This is a genomic window from Pseudomonas sp. S12(2018), from assembly GCF_024355235.1.
GTDB lineage: Bacteria > Pseudomonadota > Gammaproteobacteria > Pseudomonadales > Pseudomonadaceae > Aquipseudomonas > Aquipseudomonas palmensis.
The window spans coordinates 42,705-60,845 of sequence record NZ_QLAD01000010.1; the positions used below are offsets into that span (position 1 = coordinate 42,705).

Sequence of the window (18,141 nt, forward strand, 5' to 3'; positions counted from 1 at the left end):
TTTCAAAAAACCCCTAAAGCAACCTGCACAGACGACGATAACTATTACGAAGGTTCTCTAGGCCACACCCGGCGCTTGCCAGGGCCGGAAGCCGCAATACCCACAAACGAGGAATTCGTCATGGCATTAACCGTAAACACCAACGTCACGTCGCTGAACGTTCAGAAAAACCTGAACCGCGCTTCCGACGCCCTGAGCACCTCGATGACTCGCCTGTCTTCCGGCCTGAAAATCAACAGCGCCAAAGACGACGCCGCTGGCCTGCAGATCGCTACCCGTATGACCTCGCAGATCCGCGGTCAGACCATGGCAATCAAAAACGCCAACGACGGTATCTCGATCGCCCAGACCGCTGAAGGCGCGATGCAAGAGCAGGTCAACATCCTGCAGCGTATGCGTGAACTGGCTCTGCAATCGCGAAACGACTCGAACGATTCGGACAACCGTGACTCGCTGAACTCCGAGTTCGCTCAGATGCGTGACGAGCTGACCCGTATCGCTCAGTCCACCCAGCTGAACGGCAAGAACCTGCTGGACGGTTCCGCCAGCACCATGACCTTCCAGGTCGGTTCGGAAACCGGTGGCATCAACCAGATCAGCATCGACCTGACCGGCAAGTACCTGGCCAGCGACCTGGGTATCACCAACGCCATCACCATCGCCGGTAGCGACAGCGCCACTGCCGAGACCAACTTCTCGGCTGCAATGGACGCGATCGATGCTGCGGTCAAGACCATCGGTGAAGGCCGTGCTGCACTGGGTGCCGTTCAGAACCGTCTGACCAGCACCATCAACAACCTGCAGAACATCAACGAAAACGCCGACGCTGCCCGTGGTCGTGTACAAGATACCGACTTCGCTGCCGAGACCGCTCAGCTGACCAAGCAGCAGACTCTGCAACAAGCTTCGACTTCGGTTCTGGCCCAGGCCAACCAACTGCCATCCGCCGTACTGAAACTGCTTCAGTAATCGCCTGATGGTTATCGGCGGGGGAGTGCACCTGTGGCGCTCCCCCGCCTTTTGCATTGAGAGGTGGTTGGCATGGATATGAGCGTCAAGCTGAACCTGTCCTACCAGGCTGCAAAGCCTGTGGAGCAGCCCACCGAGCGCCCTGCGGTCAAGCCCGTGGAGGCTGTCGAATCCATCAAGCCAGCGAAGGAAAGCGCCGACAGCGGCCTGACCGAAGCTGAGAAGGTCAAGAACGCGCTCAAGGACATCGAGAAGTTTCTCGCCTCGTCGCGTCGCAATCTCGAATTTTCCACGGATGAAGAATCCGGCCGAATTGTAGTTAAAGTCATCGCCAGTGAAACCGGTGAGCTGATCCGCCAACTTCCTTCGGAAGAGGCGTTGAGAATTGCCCACAGTCTGAGCGATGTTAACAGCCTGCTGTTCAACGCCAAGGTCTGATGCTGGCGTCCGAGCAGCACGTTCGCTAGCCTTGATCGGCTAGGGGCGGCGCGCAACCAAGAGGGAATAGCAATGGCGAGTTCAATTTTACCGGGCACCGGTCTGGGTTCTGGGGTCGATATCAACAAGATCGTCAGCACGCTGGTGGCGTCTGAAACCGATCCGAAAGCCAACCAGATCAAACGCCAGACTGCCAACAACTCGGCCATGCTTTCTGGTGTCGCATCGCTCAAGAGCGCGCTGTCTGTCTATCAGGCGGCGATGAAGAAGCTCAATGATCCCCTCGCGCCGTCGTTCAATGCCTATGCGGCAACGTCCAGCAACGACGCCGCGATCAAGGCAACCTCCAACAATACCGCGGTGCCTGGTACCTACACGATCCGTGTCGACAACCTGGCCACCTCGTCCAAGGTGGCCAGCCAGAACTTCGACACCGGTGCCACCACGCCGATTCCCGAAGGTGACCTGCTGATTACCCAGGACGGTGTCACCCACACCGTCAAGGTCGGCCCTGGTGCAACCTTGCAGTCCGTGCGCGACACCATCAACTCGTCGCTGTCCGAGAAAGGCATCACTGCCAACCTGGTCAATGGTGCAGACGGTTCGCGCCTGGTGTTCAGTTCGACCAAGACCGGTGAGGGTACGGACATTTCCGTCGACGGCACCATCGACGCGCTCAAGATCGCGCCGGGCGAGAAGATGGTTGGTGACGGTGCCGGCTACATCGGTGAGCCGGCCAAGGACGCAAAACTGTACGTCGACGGCCTGCCGGTCACGAGCAAGAGCAATACCGTCACCGGTGCCATCAGTGGCATCAGCCTGGACCTGCTTCAGGCAACCGGCCCCGACGCCAGCAAGGCTGTACAGGTTACGGTGGGTGAGAACACCGATGGCCTGAAAAAATCGGTGCAGGCCTATGTCGATGCCTATAACACCCTGATCAAGGCGGTCACCAACCTGACCTCCGTGAGCAAGGATGCCGATGGCAACACCGTGCTGGGCCCGTTGACCAACGACCCGACCACCCGTTCGCTGCTGAGCGACCTGCGCAGCCAATTGGCGACCGAGTCGGACGGTACCCGCCTGACCACCCTCAGCCAGCTGGGTATCAACACCCAGAAGGACGGTACCCTCGAGTTCAACTCCGTCAAGTACGACGCAGCGATGAAGGACAAGAAGCTCGGTGCCGACGTGCAGGAGCTTTTCACCGGCAAGAATGGCGTGTTCGCGCACATGAACAAGGCGATCGAACCGTACCTGCAGACCGGTGGCATTCTCGACTCGCGAAAGAACGGCCTGGACAGGCTGCAGAAAGACCTCGAGAACCAGCAGGAGGCCCTGGATCGGCGCATTGCGTCGCTGACCGAGTCGCTGACCAAACGCTACGTGGCCATGGATACCCTGGTCGGCAAGCTCGAGGCGCAGCGCAAGAACATTGCCTCGATGTTCGCCTCGATCGAAGCGCAGCAGAAGAACTCCTGATAGCAGGGGCCGCAAAAAAGCCCGGCAGCACCCCTTCGGGTGCTCCGGGCTTTTCGTTTTCGGGGTTAAAGTTTTTTGACCCGCAGGCGATACAGGCGGTATATGAACCTTTTCGTTTGTTACGAGGTAGAACATGAACCCTATGTTGGCCCTTCGGCAGTACCAGAAAGTCAACGGCGTGGCGCAGACCTCCGAGGCCAGCCCGCACCGTCTCGTGCAGATGCTCATGCAGGGCGGGCTGGATCGCATCGCGCAGGCCAAAGGTGCAATCGCGCGCAATGACCTGGCCCAGAAGGGCATCCTGATCGGCAAGGCCATCGGGATCATCGGCGGTCTGCGCGAAGGGCTCGACCTCGAAAACCAGGCCGAGGCACTGGCCGACATCGATGGGCTGTACGCCTACATGAGCAGGCGCCTGGTCGAGGCCAACGTGCAGAACGACCCGGAGATCCTCAATGAAGTCGCACGCCTGCTGATTACCGTCAAGGAAGGTTGGGACGCGATCGGCGATCAGGTCGCCGACGTCTAGGAGAACGCCATGAGTGCCGTGCTCGAACGTATCGAACAAACCCGCGAAGCCCTGCTCGGGGCATTGGCCAGCCGCGACTGGGAAACGATCACCGAACTGGACCTGAGCTGCCGTGTTTGCGTCGAGGACGTACTGGCCGAGGCATCGACCAATGAACAGGTTCTGCGCACCAGTCTTGAGGAGTTGCTCGACGTCTACCGCCAACTAATTGATGTTGCAAGTGGTGAACGTCAAACAATAGTCGACGAGATGACGCAGATCCGCCAAGCGAAAAACGCCGCAAAGGTATACCATCTGTTCAGCTGACGCTGGACGGTTCGAAAATGCAGTGCGCCATAAATTTGACTGTGTACGATTTTTTGACTTAACTAGTGGCTGTTTTCTAATTTCAGACGTCCGATCACTGACCGCTCCAGTCGGAATGGATGTCGAGCATGCCCACATTGGGTGTCGAGTTGACTAGGGAAGTTTCGATTGCATGTGGCGTGAAACCAAAATTCTCCTGATCGATGACGATGACGCTCGCCGCCGCGACCTGGCGGTGGTGCTGAATTTTCTTGGCGAAGAAAATCTTTCCTGCTCCAGCCACGATTGGCAGCAGGTCGTTCAGTCGTTGTCATCCAGCCGTGAAGTACTCTGTGTCCTGGTCGGCACCGTGAACGCTCCGGCAAGCCTTTTGGGCTTGCTTAAGACCGTGGCTGCCTGGGATGAGTTCCTTCCGGTATTGCTGTTGGGTGAAATATCTTCTGCCGAGTTGCCCGAGGACCTGCGCCGCCGGGTGCTTTCCAACCTGGAGATGCCGCCCAGCTACAGCAAGCTGCTCGATTCGCTGCACCGTGCCCAGGTCTATCGCGAGATGTACGACCAGGCCCGCGAGCGCGGTCGTCAGCGCGAGCCCAACCTGTTCCGTAGCCTGGTCGGTACCAGCCGCGCCATCCAGCATGTGCGCCAGATGATGCAGCAGGTGGCCGACACCGACGCCAGCGTGCTGATCCTCGGCGAGTCGGGTACCGGCAAGGAAGTGGTCGCGCGCAACCTGCACTACCATTCCAAGCGCCGTGAAGCGCCGTTTGTGCCGGTCAACTGCGGCGCGATCCCGGCCGAGCTGCTCGAAAGCGAACTGTTCGGTCACGAGAAGGGGGCGTTCACCGGCGCCATCACCAGCCGTGCCGGGCGTTTCGAGCTGGCCAATGGCGGCACCCTGTTCCTCGATGAAATCGGCGACATGCCGCTGCCGATGCAGGTCAAGCTGCTGCGCGTGCTGCAGGAACGCACCTTCGAGCGTGTGGGCAGCAACAAGACCCAGAGCATCGATGTGCGCATCATCGCCGCCACTCACAAGAACCTCGAGAGCATGATCGAGGTGGGCAGCTTTCGCGAAGACCTGTACTACCGCCTCAATGTGTTCCCGATCGAGATGGCCCCGCTGCGTGAGCGGGTCGAAGACATTCCGCTGCTGATGAACGAGTTGATCTCGCGCATGGAGCACGAGAAGCGGGGGTCGATCCGCTTCAATTCCGCCGCGATCATGTCGCTGTGCCGCCATGGCTGGCCGGGCAACGTGCGCGAGCTGGCGAACCTGGTGGAGCGCATGGCGATCATGCACCCGTATGGCGTGATCGGCGTGTCCGAGCTGCCGAAGAAGTTCCGCTACGTCGATGATGAAGACGAGCAACTGGTCGACAGCCTGCGCTCGGACCTGGAAGAGCGCGTGGCAATCAACGGCCATACGCCCAATTTCAGCAACCATGCGATGTTGCCGCCCGAAGGTCTCGACCTCAAGGACTACCTGGGCAGCCTCGAGCAGGGCCTGATCCAGCAGGCGCTGGACGATGCCAACGGTATCGTGGCGCGTGCCGCAGAGCGCCTGCGCATCCGCCGCACCACGCTGGTGGAAAAAATGCGCAAGTACGGCATGAGCCGTCGCGATGGAGACGAACAGGCGGAGGATTGACGCCTGCTTCCTGCCGGCAGGCCCCGACCGGGGCCTGCCGAACGCAATACCCCTATTTTCCACAGGGCTGTAAAGCCTGCCCTTGCTGGCTTTGGGCGGCGCGCCGCTGCTGCTGGCAACCCCCCGTCAAAGTATCCGGCACGTCTATTGCTATACCGCTGGCAACATACCGTTTTATGACGGTGAGCCATGCGAGAGAGCAACCCATGCCCCACGCCGCCCACATCCCCGCCGCCGAGCCCAGGCGTTCTGACGCCGCCGAACAGCAGAGTCGTCAGGGGCTCGAGCAGGCGTTTGCCCTGTTCGACCAGGTGTCGACCCAACTGAGCCAGTCCTACAACCTGCTCGAGGCCCGTGTCACCGAGCTCAAGGGGGAGTTGGCCGTGGTCAGTGCGCAGCGCATGGCGGAGCTGGCGGAGAAGGAGCGACTGGCCAACCGCCTGCAGAACCTGCTGTCGCTGTTGCCCGGCGGGGTGATCGTGATCGACGGCCAGGGCCGCGTGCGCGAGGCCAACCCGGCCGCCGTCGAACTGCTGGGCCAGCCGCTGGTGGGCGAGCTGTGGCGTCAGGTGATCGCCCGCAGCTTTGCGCCGCGCGAGGACGACGGCCACGAAGTGTCGCTGCGCGATGGTCGCCGCCTGTCGATCGCTACCCGCTCGCTGGATGCCGAGCCGGGCCAGCTGGTGCTGTTGACCGATCTCACCGAAACCCGCCACCTGCAAAGCCAGCTGGCGCGGCACGAGCGCCTGTCGACCCTGGGGCGAATGGTGGCCTCGCTGGCGCATCAGATCCGCACGCCACTGTCGGCCGCCTTGCTGTATGCCAGTCACCTGGCCGAGCAGGACCTGCCGCTGGACACCCGTCAGCGTTTTGCCGGCAGCCTCAAGGAGCGTCTGCACGAACTCGAGCACCAGGTACGCGACATGCTGGTGTTCGCCCGCGGGGAACTGCCGCTGACCGACCGCGTGACCCCCAAGGCGTTGTTCCAGGCGCTGCAGCAGGCCGCGCAGGTACATGTACAGGGGCATGCTGTGCGCTGGCAGTGCGACAGCCACCTGGGTGAATTGCTGTGCAACCGCGACACCCTGGTGGGGGCGCTGCTCAATCTCATTGAAAACGCCCTGCAGGCCGCGCCCGGCGCTGCTCGGCTCAAGGTACACCTGTATCGTCGCGGGCAAAGCCTGCGCCTGTGCATCAGCGATGCCGGGCCGGGCATCGACAGTGCATTGCTGGCGCGCCTGGGCGAGCCGTTCCTGACCACCAAGGCCACTGGCACCGGGCTTGGCCTGGCGGTGGTGATGGCGGTTGCCCGAGCACACCAGGGCACCGTGCAGCTGCGCTCGCGCCCCGGGCGCGGTACCTGCGCGCTGGTGACCCTGCCGCTGATCGGCGCACCGCTGGAGGCAACGGCATGAGGGCGATCAAGGTTCTGCTGGTCGAGGATGACCGCGTACTGCGCCAGGCCCTGGCCGATACCCTGGAGCTGGGTGGCTTTGCCTATCACGCGGTGGGCTCGGCCGAAGAAGCGCTGGAAGTGGCGGCCAGTCAGCCCTTCAGCCTGGTGGTCAGCGACGTCAACATGCCGGGCATGGACGGCCACCAGTTGCTGGCCGCGTTGCGGGCCCGCCAGCCGCAGTTGCCGGTGTTGCTGATGACCGCGCACGCCGCCGTTGAGCGTGCAGTGGATGCGATGCGCCAGGGCGCTGCGGACTATCTGGTCAAGCCCTTCGAGCCGCGCGCTTTGCTCGACCTGGTGGCCCGTCATGCCCTGGGCGTTGCCAGCGGCGCGGACGCCGACGGTCCGGTGGCGCGCGAGCCTGCCAGTGCGCAGTTGCTCGAACTGGCCGCGCGGGTGGCGCGCAGTGATTCCACCGTGCTGATTTCCGGCGAATCGGGCACCGGCAAGGAGGTGCTGGCGCGCTACATTCACCAGCAGTCCCTGCGTGCCGACCAGCCATTCGTGGCCATCAACTGCGCCGCCATCCCCGACAACATGCTCGAAGCCACGTTGTTCGGACATGAAAAGGGCTCGTTCACCGGGGCGATAGCCGCCCAGCCAGGCAAGTTCGAGCAGGCCGACGGTGGCACGCTGCTGCTCGACGAGATTTCCGAAATGCCGCTGGGGCTGCAGGCCAAGCTGCTGCGGGTGCTGCAGGAGCGCGAGGTCGAGCGGGTAGGCGGGCGCAAGCCGATCGCGCTGGACATCCGCGTGGTCGCCACCACCAACCGCGACCTTGCCGGCGAAGTGGCGGCGGGGCGGTTTCGCGAAGACCTGTTCTATCGCCTGTCGGTGTTCCCGCTGGCCTGGCGACCGCTGCGCGAGCGCAGCGCCGACATTCTGCCGCTGGCCGAGCGTCTGCTGGCGCGACACGTCAATAAAATGAAGCATGCCCCCGTGCGCCTGTCGGCCCAGGCCCAGGCCTGCCTGCAAGGCTATCCGTGGCCGGGCAACGTGCGCGAGCTGGACAACGCCATCCAGCGGGCGCTGATCCTGCAGCAGGGCGGGGTGATCGAGGCGGCGGACTTCTGCCTGGCCGGGGTGCTCCCGTTGCTGGCGGCATCGCCCGTAGAGCCGGTGCCGGTGCTGGCCGAGCCGGCCGAACCAGCCGGGCTGGGGGATGACCTGCGCCGCCACGAGTTCCAGATGATCATAGATACCCTGCGCGCCGAGCGCGGGCGCCGCAAGGAGGCTGCCGAGCGTCTGGGCATCAGCCCGCGCACCTTGCGCTACAAGCTGGCACAGATGCGTGATGCCGGCCTGGATGTGGAGGCGAGTCTCTACGCCAGCGGCGTGTGACGCCATAACCGGTCGTTTTTGTTGGTCCTGGGGGTAGAGCTGGCACTCTTGTTGCTAAGTTCTGCCTGTCCGCTGCGTAGTGTCAAAAAAATGCGGGTCGTCGGAGAGAAGAGTCAATGAGCCAAGGTGTTGAATTTAATCGATTGATGTTGGACATGCGGGCCATGCAGGCGGACGCCATGTCGATGTCGAAGGCTGCCCCTGCGCCAGAGCTTGGCTCGAGCGGTTTTGCCGACATGCTTGGCCAGGCCATCAACAAGGTCAGCGATACCCAGCAGGCGTCCACCCAGTTGGCCAACGCCTTCGAGATCGGCAAGAGCGGCGTCGACCTTACCGACGTGATGATCGCCTCGCAGAAGGCCAGCGTGTCGTTCCAGGCCTTGACCCAGGTGCGCAACAAGCTGGTGCAGGCGTATCAAGACATCATGCAGATGCCGGTATAAGGGCGAGATTGAGTCATGGCCGAAGCAGTCGTTGATAACGTGCCCGCCAAAGGCAGCCCGGCGCCCAAGCCGCCGCTGTTCGGCATGTCCTTTCTGGAAAACATCGCAGAGATGCCCATGCTGCGTCAGGTCGGCCTGCTGGTCGGGTTGGCGGCGAGCGTGGCGATCGGCTTTGCCGTGGTGCTGTGGTCGCAGCAGCCCGATTACCGCCCGCTGTACCCAAGCCTTGCCGGCATGGACACCAAGCAGGTCATGGACACCCTGTCCGCCGCCGACATCGCCTACAACGTCGAGCCCAGCTCCGGGGCGCTGCTGGTCAAGTCCGAAGACCTCTCCCGTGCGCGCCTGAAACTTGCCGCGGCCGGCGTGGCGCCAGGCGATGGCAACGTCGGCTTCGAACTGCTCGACAAGGAGCAGGGGCTGGGCACCAGCCAGTTCATGGAGGCCACCCGTTATCGTCGCGGCCTGGAAGGTGAACTGGCGCGTACCATCTCCAGCCTGAACAACGTCAAGGGTGCCCGCGTGCACCTGGCCATTCCGAAAAGCTCGGTGTTCGTGCGCGACGAGCGCAAGCCCAGTGCCTCGGTACTGGTCGAGCTGTATTCGGGGCGTGGCCTCGAGCCCGGCCAGGTGGCGGCCATCGTCAACCTGGTGGCGTCCAGCGTTCCGGAACTGAACAAGTCCCAGGTGACCGTGGTCGACCAGAAGGGCAACCTGCTGTCCGACCAGGGCGAGAACTCCGAGCTGACCATGGCCGGCAAGCAGTTCGACTACAGCCGCCGCATGGAAGGCATGCTCACCCAGCGCGTGCACAACATTCTGTTGCCGGTGCTGGGCAACGACCGCTACAAGGCCGAAGTCTCCGCCGACGTCGACTTCAGTGCGGTCGAGTCCACCTCCGAACAGTTCAACCCCGACCAGCCTGCCTTGCGCAGCGAGCAGTCGGTGAACGAACAACGCTCCAGCAGCATGGGCCCGCAGGGCGTGCCTGGTGCCCTGAGCAACCAGCCACCCGGCCCGGCCACTGCGCCACAGCAGACCGGTCAGGCACAGGCTGCCGCGGGCATGGTGCAACCAGGCCAGCCGCTGCTGGACGCCAACGGCCAGCAGATCATGGACCCGGCCACCGGCCAGCCGATGCTCGCACCGTACCCGGCCGACAAGCGTCAGCAGTCGACCAAGAACTTCGAACTGGACCGTTCCATCAGCCACACCCGCCAGCAGCAGGGGCGCCTGAGCCGCCTGTCGGTCGCGGTGGTGGTCGACGACCAGGTCAAGCTCGACCCGGCCACTGGCGAGTCGACCCGCGCTCCATGGGGGGCCGAAGACCTGGCGCGCTTCACGCGCCTGGTGCAGGACGCCGTCGGCTTCGATGCCAGCCGCGGTGACAGCGTCAGCGTGATCAACGTGCCATTCGCCGCCGACCGTGGCGAAGTGTTCACCGAGATTCCGTTCTACCAGCAACCGTGGTTCTGGGACATCATCAAGCAGGTCATGGGCGTGCTGTTCATCCTGGTGCTGGTGTTCGGCGTGCTGCGCCCGGTGCTCAACAACATCACCGGCAACGGCAAGCAGGGCGCCGGTGCCGATGGCGACATGGAACTGGGCGGCATGCTCGGTCTGGATGGCGATCTGGCCAACGACCGCGTCAGCCTGGGTGGTCCGCAAAGCATTCTGTTGCCTAGCCCGAGCGAGGGTTACGACGCTCAGCTGAACGCAATCAAGAGCCTGGTGGCCGAAGACCCGGGTCGTGTGGCCCAGGTCGTGAAAGAGTGGATCAACGCCGATGAGTGATAATCGAGCCCTTACCGCCAAACTGACCCGTGTTGACAAGGCGGCCATCCTGCTGCTGTCGCTGGGTGAAACCGACGCGGCGCAGGTGTTGCGCCACATGGGCCCCAAGGAAGTGCAGCGGGTCGGCGTGGCCATGGCGCAGATGGGCAACGTCCATCGTGAACAGGTCGAGCAGGTGATGAGCGAGTTCGTCGAGATCGTCGGCGACCAGACCAGCCTGGGTGTCGGCTCCGACGGCTACATCCGCAAGATGCTCACCCAGGCCCTGGGCGAGGACAAGGCCAACGGCCTGATCGACCGCATCCTGCTGGGTGGCAACACCAGCGGCCTGGACAGCCTGAAGTGGATGGAGCCGCGTGCCGTGGCCGACGTGATCCGCTACGAGCACCCGCAGATCCAGGCCATCGTGGTGGCCTACCTGGACCCCGACCAGGCTGGTGAGGTGCTGGGCAACTTCGATCACAAGGTGCGCCTGGACATCATCCTGCGCGTCTCCTCGCTCAACACCGTGCAGCCGGCGGCGCTCAAGGAGCTCAACCAGATTCTGGAGAAGCAGTTCTCGGGCAACTCCAACGCGGCGCGCACCACACTGGGCGGTATCAAGCGCGCGGCCGACATCATGAACTTCCTCGACAGTTCGGTCGAAGGCCAGCTGATGGACGCGATTCGCGACGTCGACGGCGAGCTGTCCGAGCAGATCGAAGACCTCATGTTCGTCTTCAACAACCTGGCCGATGTCGACGACCGCGGTATCCAGGCGCTGTTGCGCGAAGTGTCCTCGGACGTGCTGGTGGTGTCGCTCAAGGGCGCCGACGAGAAGGTCAAGGACAAGATCTTCAAGAACATGTCCAAGCGGGCTTCCGAGCTGCTGCGTGACGACCTCGAGGCCAAGGGCCCGGTGCGGGTCAGCGACGTGGAAACGGCGCAGAAAGAGATCCTCACCATTGCCCGGCGCATGGCCGAAGCCGGCGAGATCGTGCTTGGCGGCAAGGGCGCCGAAGAAATGATCTAAAGCCGTTCGCCGGTTCCGGCTCCTCCACAGGAGCCGGCCTTGCCGGCGGATGCCTCAACGCGGTACACGCCGGTGCCTGGCAGCCGCATCGCCGACCACCCCGGCGCCTACCCAATTGAACGCGTGGAATCATGTCGACCAACGAGCACCTGAGTGAACTGATCCCCGCCCGCGACGTCGAGGGCTTCGACCGCTGGGCGCTGCCCAGCTTCGACCCGGAGCCGGAACCCGAGCCCGAACCCGAGCCGGAAATCGTCGAGGAAGTCGAAGAAGTGCCGCTGGAAGAAGTCCAGCCGCTGACCCTCGAAGAGCTCGAAAGCATTCGCCAGGAAGCCTACAACGAAGGCTTTGCCACCGGCGAGCGCGAAGGGTTTCACAGCACCCAGCTCAAGGTCCGCCAGGAGGCCGAAGTGGCCCTGAGCGCCAAGCTGGCGAGCCTGGAGCAGCTGATGGGCCACCTGCTCGACCCGATCGCCGAGCAGGACAATCAGATCGAGAAGGCCCTGGTGCACATGGTCAGCCGCATCACCCGCGAGGTGATCGGGCGTGAGCTGGCCACCGACTCCAGCCAGATCACCCACGTGCTGCGCGAGGCCCTCAAGCTGCTGCCGATGGGCGCCGAAAACATCCGCATTCATGTCAATCCGCAGGACTTCGAGCTGGCCAAGGCCCTGCGCGAGCGTCATGAGGAAAACTGGCGCCTGCTCGAAGACGACGCCCTGTTGCCCGGTGGTTGCCGCATCGAGACGTTGCACAGCCGTATCGACGCCACCGTCGAGACCCGCATCGAAAAGGCCATGACCCAGTTGTTCGACCAGTTGCATGACCAGGGCCTGCACCCTGCCGCACCAGACTTGCACGTCGACCTTGCTGGCGACCCGGGCACTAGCGAGGCCACGCCCGATGCGCCTTGACCGCACCAGCTTCGGCAAGCGCCTGGGCACCTATGCCGAGGCCGTGAGCCTGCCGGCGCAGCCGGTGGTGGAGGGGCGGTTGTTGCGCATGGTCGGCCTGACCCTGGAGGCCGAGGGCCTGCGCGCTGCCGTCGGCAGCCGCTGCCTGGTGATCAACGATGACAGCTACCATCCGGTGCAGGTCGAGGCCGAGGTCATGGGCTTTGCCGGTGACCGGGTGTTTCTCATGCCGGTGGGCAGCGTTGCCGGCATCGCGCCCGGTGCGCGGGTGGTGCCGCTGGCCGAAAGCGGCCGCCTGCCGATGGGCATGAGCATGCTCGGTCGCGTGCTGGACGGTGCCGGCCGGGCGCTGGATGGCAAGGGCGGGATGAAGGCCGAGGACTGGGTGCCGATGGACGGCCCCACCATCAACCCACTCAACCGCGACCCCATCAGCCAGCCGCTGGACGTGGGCATTCGCAGCATCAATGGCCTGCTGACGGTGGGCCGTGGCCAGCGCCTGGGCCTGTTCGCCGGTACCGGCGTGGGCAAGAGTGTGCTGCTGGGCATGATGACCCGTTTCACCGAGGCCGACATCATCGTGGTGGGGCTGATCGGTGAGCGGGGGCGTGAGGTCAAGGAGTTCATCGAGCACATCCTGGGCGAGGAGGGCATCAAGCGTTCGGTGGTGGTGGCATCCCCTGCCGATGATGCGCCGCTGATGCGCCTGCGTGCCGCCATGTACTGCACGCGGATCGCCGAGTACTTTCGCGACAAGGGCAAGAACGTGCTGTTGCTGATGGATTCGCTGACCCGTTTCGCCCAGGCCCAGCGGGAAATCGCCCTGGCCATCGGCGAGCCGCCAGCCACCAAGGGCTATCCACCTTCTGTGTTCGCCAAGCTGCCCAAGCTGGTTGAGCGCGCCGGCAACGGCGAGGCCGGTGGTGGCTCGATCACCGCCTTCTACACCGTATTGTCCGAAGGAGACGACCAGCAGGACCCGATTGCCGACTCCGCGCGGGGTGTACTCGACGGCCATATCGTGCTGTCCCGGCGCCTGGCCGAAGAGGGGCATTACCCGGCCATCGATATCGAGGCTTCGATTAGCCGGGTCATGCCGCAGGTGGTCAGCCCCGAGCAGATGACCCAGGCCCAGCAGTTCAAGCAGCTCTGGTCGCGCCTTTCGCAAAGCCGCGACCTGATCAGCGTGGGTGCCTATGTGGCTGGCGGCGACCGCGAGACGGACCTGGCGATTTCCCTGCAACCCAAGCTGGTGCAGTACCTGCGCCAGGGGCTCAATGAAAACGTCAGCCATGAGCAGAGCCGCGATGAACTGGCGGCGGTCTTCGCCCCAGCGGCTTCGGGCTGATAACCGATGGCCCTGCCAAGTCGTGCCGCGCGCCTGGTGCCGGTGGTGGAGATGGCCGAGGAGGCCGAGCGCAAGGCCGTGCAGCGCCTCGGGCATTTCCAGCAGCAGGTGAGCATGGCCGAAACCAAGCTCCGGGAGCTGGATCAGTTTCGCAGCGAGTACCAGAACCAGTGGATGGAAAAGGGCGGCCAGGGCGTTTCAGGCAGCTGGCTGCTGGGCTATCAGCGCTTTCTCAGCCAGCTGGACACCGCCGTGGCCCAGCAACACCAGAGCCTGGTGTGGCACCAGACCAACCTCAACAACGCACGGGCCACCTGGCAGCAGGCCTACGCCCGGGTCGAAGGCCTGCGCAAGCTGGTACAGCGCTACCGCGATGAAGCCCGCATGCTCGAGGACAAGCGCGAGCAGAAGCTGCTCGACGAATTGTCCCAGCGATTGCCGCGCCACGATCGCTTCTAGCACGGCATTGGTCGGCGCAGGTTGCCCAGGGGCGGGCGGGCTGCTAAACCTGTGGTGTCTGCAATCGCCATGATCGAAGGAGTCGAGCATATGGCCGTGGAGCACGATCTATCGCCGGATGGGAACAGCCTGACGATCAGGGTCAAGGGACGGTTCGATTTCGGCAAGCACCAGGCGTTTCGTGAATGCTACGAGCGCGAGCCAGTACCTTCCAAGGGCGTGGTCGTCGACTTGAAGGACGCCACCTATCTCGACAGCTCCGCCCTGGGCATGCTCCTGCTGCTGCGTGACCACGCCGGCGGCGACGATGCGTATATACGGGTGATCAACGCCAGCTCCGACGTTCGCAAGATCCTCGCCATCTCCAATTTCGACAAGCTGTTCGAGATCACTTGAGCGACCTCGTGAACGAGCAGTCGTCGCTGACCGTGCTGATTGCCGAAGATGGCGCCACCGACCGCCTGTTGCTGGCGCGCATCGTGCGCGAGCAGGGGCATTCGGTGATCACGGCCGAGAACGGTGCGCAGGCAGTGGCGCTGTTTGCCGAGCTGCGCCCGCAACTGGTGCTGCTCGACGCGCTGATGCCGGTGATGGACGGCTTCGAGGCGGCTCGCCAGATCAAGCTGATGGCTGGCCAGGCGCTGGTGCCGATCATCTTTCTTACCTCGCTGAGTGAGGAGCAGGCCCTGGTGCGTTGCCTGGAGGCCGGTGGCGACGACTTTCTGCCCAAGCCTTATCGCCCGGTGATCCTGGCCGCCAAGATCAAGGCGATGGATCGGCTGCGTCGCCTGCAGGCGACCGTGCTGGAGCAGCGCGACGAGCTGGCGCGCCACCACGGTCACCTGCTCAACGAGCAGCGGGTGGCCAAGGCGGTGTTCGATCAGGTCACGCATTCGGGGTGCCTGAATGCGCCGAACATCCGCTACCTGCAATCTCCCTATGCGCTGTTCAACGGCGACCTGCTGCTGGCGGCGTTCACGCCGACCGGTGAAATGCATGTGCTGCTGGGCGACTTCACTGGCCATGGCCTGCCGGCTGCAGTGGGCGCCATGCCGTTGGCCGAGGTGTTCTACGGCATGACCGCCAAGGGCTACGGCCTGGCCGAAACCTTGCGCGAGATGAACGCCAAGCTCAAGCGCATCCTGCCGGTCGACATGTTCTGCTGCGCAATGATGCTCAGCCTGAGTTTCGAACGACGCCTGGCCGAGGTATGGAACGGCGGCATGCCGGACGGCTACCTGCTGCCCGCGGCCGGTGGCGAGCCCCAGGCGCTGGTGTCGCGGCACTTGCCCTTGGGGGTGCTGGCGCCGGAGCGTTTCGACGAGCACCCCGAGGTGGTATCGCTGGCGTTGGGGGATCGTCTGTTCCTGCTGTCCGATGGGGTGGTGGATACCTGCGACCAGGATGAGCAGCTGTTCGGGGTGGAACGCCTGCGCCAGGTGTTTGCGCGCAACCGTGCGCCGCAGCACCTGTTCGAGGATGTACTGCAGGCGCTCGAAGACTTTCGCGGCCAGTCCCGCGACGATGTCAGCATGCTCGAGATCAGTGTGGTCGAGCCACAGACACTGGCCCCGCCGCCGCTGGTGTATTCGGACAGCGGCCAGTCCAGCCCGCTGGACTGGTCGCTGTCGTTCGAGTTTCGCGCGCAGACCCTCAAGCGCTTCAACCCCTTGCCCTATCTGTTGCAGGTACTGCAGGAAATACACGGCCTGCGCCCCCAGAGCGGTGCGCTGCACAGCGTGCTCAACGAGCTTTACACCAATGCACTGGAGCACGGTGTGCTGGCCCTCGACTCTGCCCTCAAGCGCGACGCCCAGGGGTTTGCCGCCTATTATCAGGAGCGCAGCCGACGCCTGCAGGCATTGCAGGAAGGTTACATACGCTTGCACCTTCAGGTTGAACCCGTAGCGGGTGGCGGGCGTCTGGTGATTGAGATCGAAGATAGCGGCAGTGGCTTCGATGTGGGTACAGTGCTGGCCCGACCGGTGTTGGAGCAGCGGTTGTGCGGGCGTGGCCTGAGCCTGATCCGGCGTTTGAGCCGTCACGCCGAATGGGCCGACGGAGGGCGCAGGGCCCGCGTGGAGTTCGCCTGGGCGGCTCTGGCATAATTGAACTTGATCAAGGAGTGAGCAAGTGTCCGATCAGCGTATCGATAACAAGGTAGTGGGCGAGTTGCGGGAGGTCATGGGTAGCCAGTATGCCGAGTTGCTGGAGACCTTCCTGGCCGATTGCGAAAAGCGCATGGTGCAACTGCGCGACGCCCGCTCCCCCCGGCAGCTGAGTGAGGCTGCCCACAGTTTCAAGGGTAGCTGCAGCAACATGGGCGCCACCCACCTGGCCGAGTTGTGTCGGCAGCTGGAAGTGCGCGTGATGGAGCAGCCGGCACACGGCATCGAGGACCTGATCAGCCAGATCAGGTGCGAGTACCTCGAAGTGCGTCCCTTCTATGTCGCCGAGTTGGAGCGCGTGTCGCCGCAGGCGGTCAGGCATCCTGTGTAGCGCAAACCTGGCGCGACTCTTGCAGTCTCTTCGCTATTCAAGTTCGCGCTTCTGTAGTGGAGACCCTTCCCATGCCTGTCGCTTCAAACCCGCTGCTGCAACCGTCCGCCGTGGCCAAGGCCTCGCGCACGGCTGCGCCAGCGCCCGAAAAGGTGCCCCAGGTCGCCAATGACAAGGCTGCGGGCTTCTCCAAGGTGTATGCCGATCAGTCCCGCGACAAGCTGCCGGCCAAGGCGGATGTGCCCAATGCCGACAAGGCGGGCGTTGCAGCCGGGGCGGCAAATGCCGGCAAGACGGCGACCGATCAGGAGCGCACTGTTGCCGACAGCGGCAATTCATTGCCTGAACAGAAGCCGGCATCGGACGAGTCGACGCCAGTTGCCGATGACCTTCAACTGCTCGATTCGAGCCTGGTGGCGGGTCAGGTTACTGACGCCCAGGCCGGCGCACAGCTGATCCAGGCTCAGGCCGAAGCGGTGGCCCCAGTGGTGCAGGCGGCTGCCGCACAGTTGCAGGCCCAGGTGCAGGCCCCGGCCGTCGCGCCGCAGCCACCGGCCCCGGAAGAACCCGCTTTCGACCCGGCCGGCGACGTGCTCGAGGACCTGCCGGCATTGCGCCTGGCCCTGGAGCAGAACGCCCAGGCCCAGGGCACCACCTCTGCACATGCCAGCAAGCCGACCACGGCGCAACCCGAAGCCACCCAGGGCCAGCCTGCCGTCAATACCCTGGCGGCCATGCTCGACCCGCGTCAGGCCGATCCGGGCGACAGCGAGCCGGGCGAGAAGGGCTTCAGCAACCTGCTCGATGACGGCCTGAAGGACCTCAAGGGCGCCTCCAGCGATACCCGTGTCGATGACTTTGCCGAGCGCCTCAGCGCGCTGACCCAGGCCGCGACGCCCAAGACCGCCAATGCGGTGCCGGTGGCGATGCCGCTGAACCAGCCGCTGGCGATGCACCAGGGTGGCTGGACCGAGGGCCTGGTCAATCGCGTGATGTACCTGTCCAGCCAGAACCTGAAGTCGGCTGAAATCAAGCTGGAGCCAGCCGAGCTGGGGCGCTTGGACATTCGCGTGCACATGACACCCGAGCAGCAGGCGCAGATCACCTTCACCAGTGGCAACGTGGTGGTGCGCGAAGCGCTCGAAAACCAGGCCAGCCGGCTCAAGGAAATGTTCGCCGAACAGGGCCTGGCGCAACCTGACGTGAACGTGGCCGACCAGTCCCGCGAGCAGCAGCAGGGCTCGCAGGACGGCACCTCGAAGCTCAGCGGCGTGGCCGCGCGTCGCAATGAAGGCGCGGGCGGCGAAGAGGCCGACGCCGACGCGGCGGCCCAGCCGGTGGAGCGACCGGTGGTGCTGGGGTCCAGCGCGGTCGATTTCTACGCCTGATTGCACGGGTAGGGCTGGGCGGTTGCGGGGCGGCTGCCCAGCCCTTCACGGATGAATCTGCCCCTGCGTTCGTCGCCTTCCTCAATCGGGCCGGTGTGGCCCGCAAATCTGGCAT

19 protein-coding genes are annotated in these 18,141 nt (G+C 64.0%); 18 read left to right on the plus strand and 1 reads right to left on the minus strand.

What is annotated here, in order from left to right:
• The first annotated feature begins 120 nt into the window (after positions 1-120).
• The 5 genes from DN388_RS21820 (at position 121) to DN388_RS21840 (ending at position 3,724) form a co-directional block, all read left to right on the plus strand.
• On the plus strand, positions 121-969 hold the full coding sequence (locus DN388_RS21820) for a flagellin domain-containing protein (RefSeq protein WP_054915638.1): 849 nt from the start codon (positions 121-123) through the stop codon (positions 967-969).
• Positions 970-1,041: 72 nt separating this feature from the next.
• Complete coding sequence (locus DN388_RS21825; RefSeq protein ID WP_043861796.1) at positions 1,042-1,407, plus strand: flagellar protein FlaG; 366 nt, start codon at positions 1,042-1,044, stop codon at positions 1,405-1,407.
• Positions 1,408-1,479: 72 nt separating this feature from the next.
• The gene (fliD, locus tag DN388_RS21830) at positions 1,480-2,889 is read left to right on the plus strand and encodes a flagellar filament capping protein FliD (RefSeq protein ID WP_255002071.1); all 1,410 of its coding nucleotides are present in this window, start codon (positions 1,480-1,482) and stop codon (positions 2,887-2,889) included.
• A 133-nt stretch (positions 2,890-3,022) separates the two neighbouring features.
• Positions 3,023-3,418 carry a flagellar export chaperone FliS gene (fliS, locus tag DN388_RS21835; RefSeq protein ID WP_043861798.1) on the plus strand — a complete coding sequence of 132 codons (396 nt, stop codon included), beginning with the start codon at positions 3,023-3,025 and terminating at the stop codon, positions 3,416-3,418.
• A gap of 9 nt (positions 3,419-3,427) precedes the next feature.
• A complete protein-coding gene (locus DN388_RS21840) occupies positions 3,428-3,724 on the plus strand; it encodes a flagellar assembly protein FliT (RefSeq protein ID WP_043861799.1) in 297 nt (98 codons plus the stop codon).
• Between the two features lie 94 nt (positions 3,725-3,818).
• On the opposite strand, the gene DN388_RS25440 is transcribed toward DN388_RS21840, so the two are convergent.
• Entirely contained in the window at positions 3,819-4,007 is a 189-nt protein-coding gene (locus DN388_RS25440; protein ID WP_229590459.1) for a hypothetical protein, read from the minus strand.
• Here DN388_RS25440 and fleQ point away from each other — a divergent pair.
• The 13 genes from fleQ to DN388_RS21910 all read left to right on the plus strand — a co-directional run bounded on the left by fleQ (position 3,954) and on the right by DN388_RS21910 (position 18,026).
• Entirely contained in the window at positions 3,954-5,372 is a 1,419-nt protein-coding gene (gene fleQ, locus DN388_RS21850; protein WP_235384250.1) for a transcriptional regulator FleQ, read from the plus strand. The genes DN388_RS25440 and fleQ overlap by 54 nt on opposite strands.
• 206 nt (positions 5,373-5,578) lie before the next feature.
• Positions 5,579-6,787 carry a PAS domain-containing sensor histidine kinase gene (locus DN388_RS21855; RefSeq protein ID WP_054915635.1) on the plus strand — a complete coding sequence of 403 codons (1,209 nt, stop codon included), beginning with the start codon at positions 5,579-5,581 and terminating at the stop codon, positions 6,785-6,787.
• Positions 6,784-8,169 (plus strand): sigma-54 dependent transcriptional regulator, encoded by a 1,386-nt coding sequence (locus DN388_RS21860; RefSeq protein ID WP_255002073.1) that lies wholly within the window; start codon positions 6,784-6,786, stop codon positions 8,167-8,169. Before DN388_RS21855 ends, DN388_RS21860 begins: the two co-directional genes overlap by 4 nt.
• Before the next feature lie 116 nt (positions 8,170-8,285).
• Complete coding sequence (gene fliE / locus DN388_RS21865) at positions 8,286-8,612, plus strand: flagellar hook-basal body complex protein FliE (protein ID WP_043861803.1); 327 nt, start codon at positions 8,286-8,288, stop codon at positions 8,610-8,612.
• A 15-nt stretch (positions 8,613-8,627) separates the two neighbouring features.
• Positions 8,628-10,406: a flagellar basal-body MS-ring/collar protein FliF gene (fliF, locus tag DN388_RS21870; RefSeq protein ID WP_043861804.1), complete on the plus strand. Its 1,779-nt coding sequence runs from the start codon at positions 8,628-8,630 to the stop codon at positions 10,404-10,406.
• Complete coding sequence (gene fliG, locus DN388_RS21875) at positions 10,399-11,418, plus strand: flagellar motor switch protein FliG (protein WP_043861805.1); 1,020 nt, start codon at positions 10,399-10,401, stop codon at positions 11,416-11,418. The genes fliF and fliG overlap by 8 nt, the downstream gene beginning before the upstream one ends.
• 131 nt (positions 11,419-11,549) lie before the next feature.
• A complete protein-coding gene (fliH, locus tag DN388_RS21880) occupies positions 11,550-12,332 on the plus strand; it encodes a flagellar assembly protein FliH (RefSeq protein ID WP_088515600.1) in 783 nt (260 codons plus the stop codon).
• Positions 12,322-13,680 (plus strand): flagellar protein export ATPase FliI, encoded by a 1,359-nt coding sequence (gene fliI, locus DN388_RS21885; protein ID WP_043861807.1) that lies wholly within the window; start codon positions 12,322-12,324, stop codon positions 13,678-13,680. The genes fliH and fliI overlap by 11 nt, the downstream gene beginning before the upstream one ends.
• 6 nt (positions 13,681-13,686) lie before the next feature.
• Entirely contained in the window at positions 13,687-14,139 is a 453-nt protein-coding gene (gene fliJ, locus DN388_RS21890; protein ID WP_043861808.1) for a flagellar export protein FliJ, read from the plus strand.
• A gap of 90 nt (positions 14,140-14,229) precedes the next feature.
• Positions 14,230-14,535 carry an STAS domain-containing protein gene (locus tag DN388_RS21895; RefSeq protein ID WP_043861809.1) on the plus strand — a complete coding sequence of 102 codons (306 nt, stop codon included), beginning with the start codon at positions 14,230-14,232 and terminating at the stop codon, positions 14,533-14,535.
• Positions 14,532-16,247: a fused response regulator/phosphatase gene (locus DN388_RS21900; protein WP_255002077.1), complete on the plus strand. Its 1,716-nt coding sequence runs from the start codon at positions 14,532-14,534 to the stop codon at positions 16,245-16,247. Before DN388_RS21895 ends, DN388_RS21900 begins: the two co-directional genes overlap by 4 nt.
• A 25-nt stretch (positions 16,248-16,272) precedes the next feature.
• Complete coding sequence (locus DN388_RS21905) at positions 16,273-16,638, plus strand: Hpt domain-containing protein (protein ID WP_255002078.1); 366 nt, start codon at positions 16,273-16,275, stop codon at positions 16,636-16,638.
• A 71-nt stretch (positions 16,639-16,709) separates the two neighbouring features.
• The gene (locus DN388_RS21910; RefSeq protein ID WP_088515602.1) at positions 16,710-18,026 is read left to right on the plus strand and encodes a flagellar hook-length control protein FliK; all 1,317 of its coding nucleotides are present in this window, start codon (positions 16,710-16,712) and stop codon (positions 18,024-18,026) included.
• The last annotated feature ends 115 nt before the right edge of the window (positions 18,027-18,141 follow it).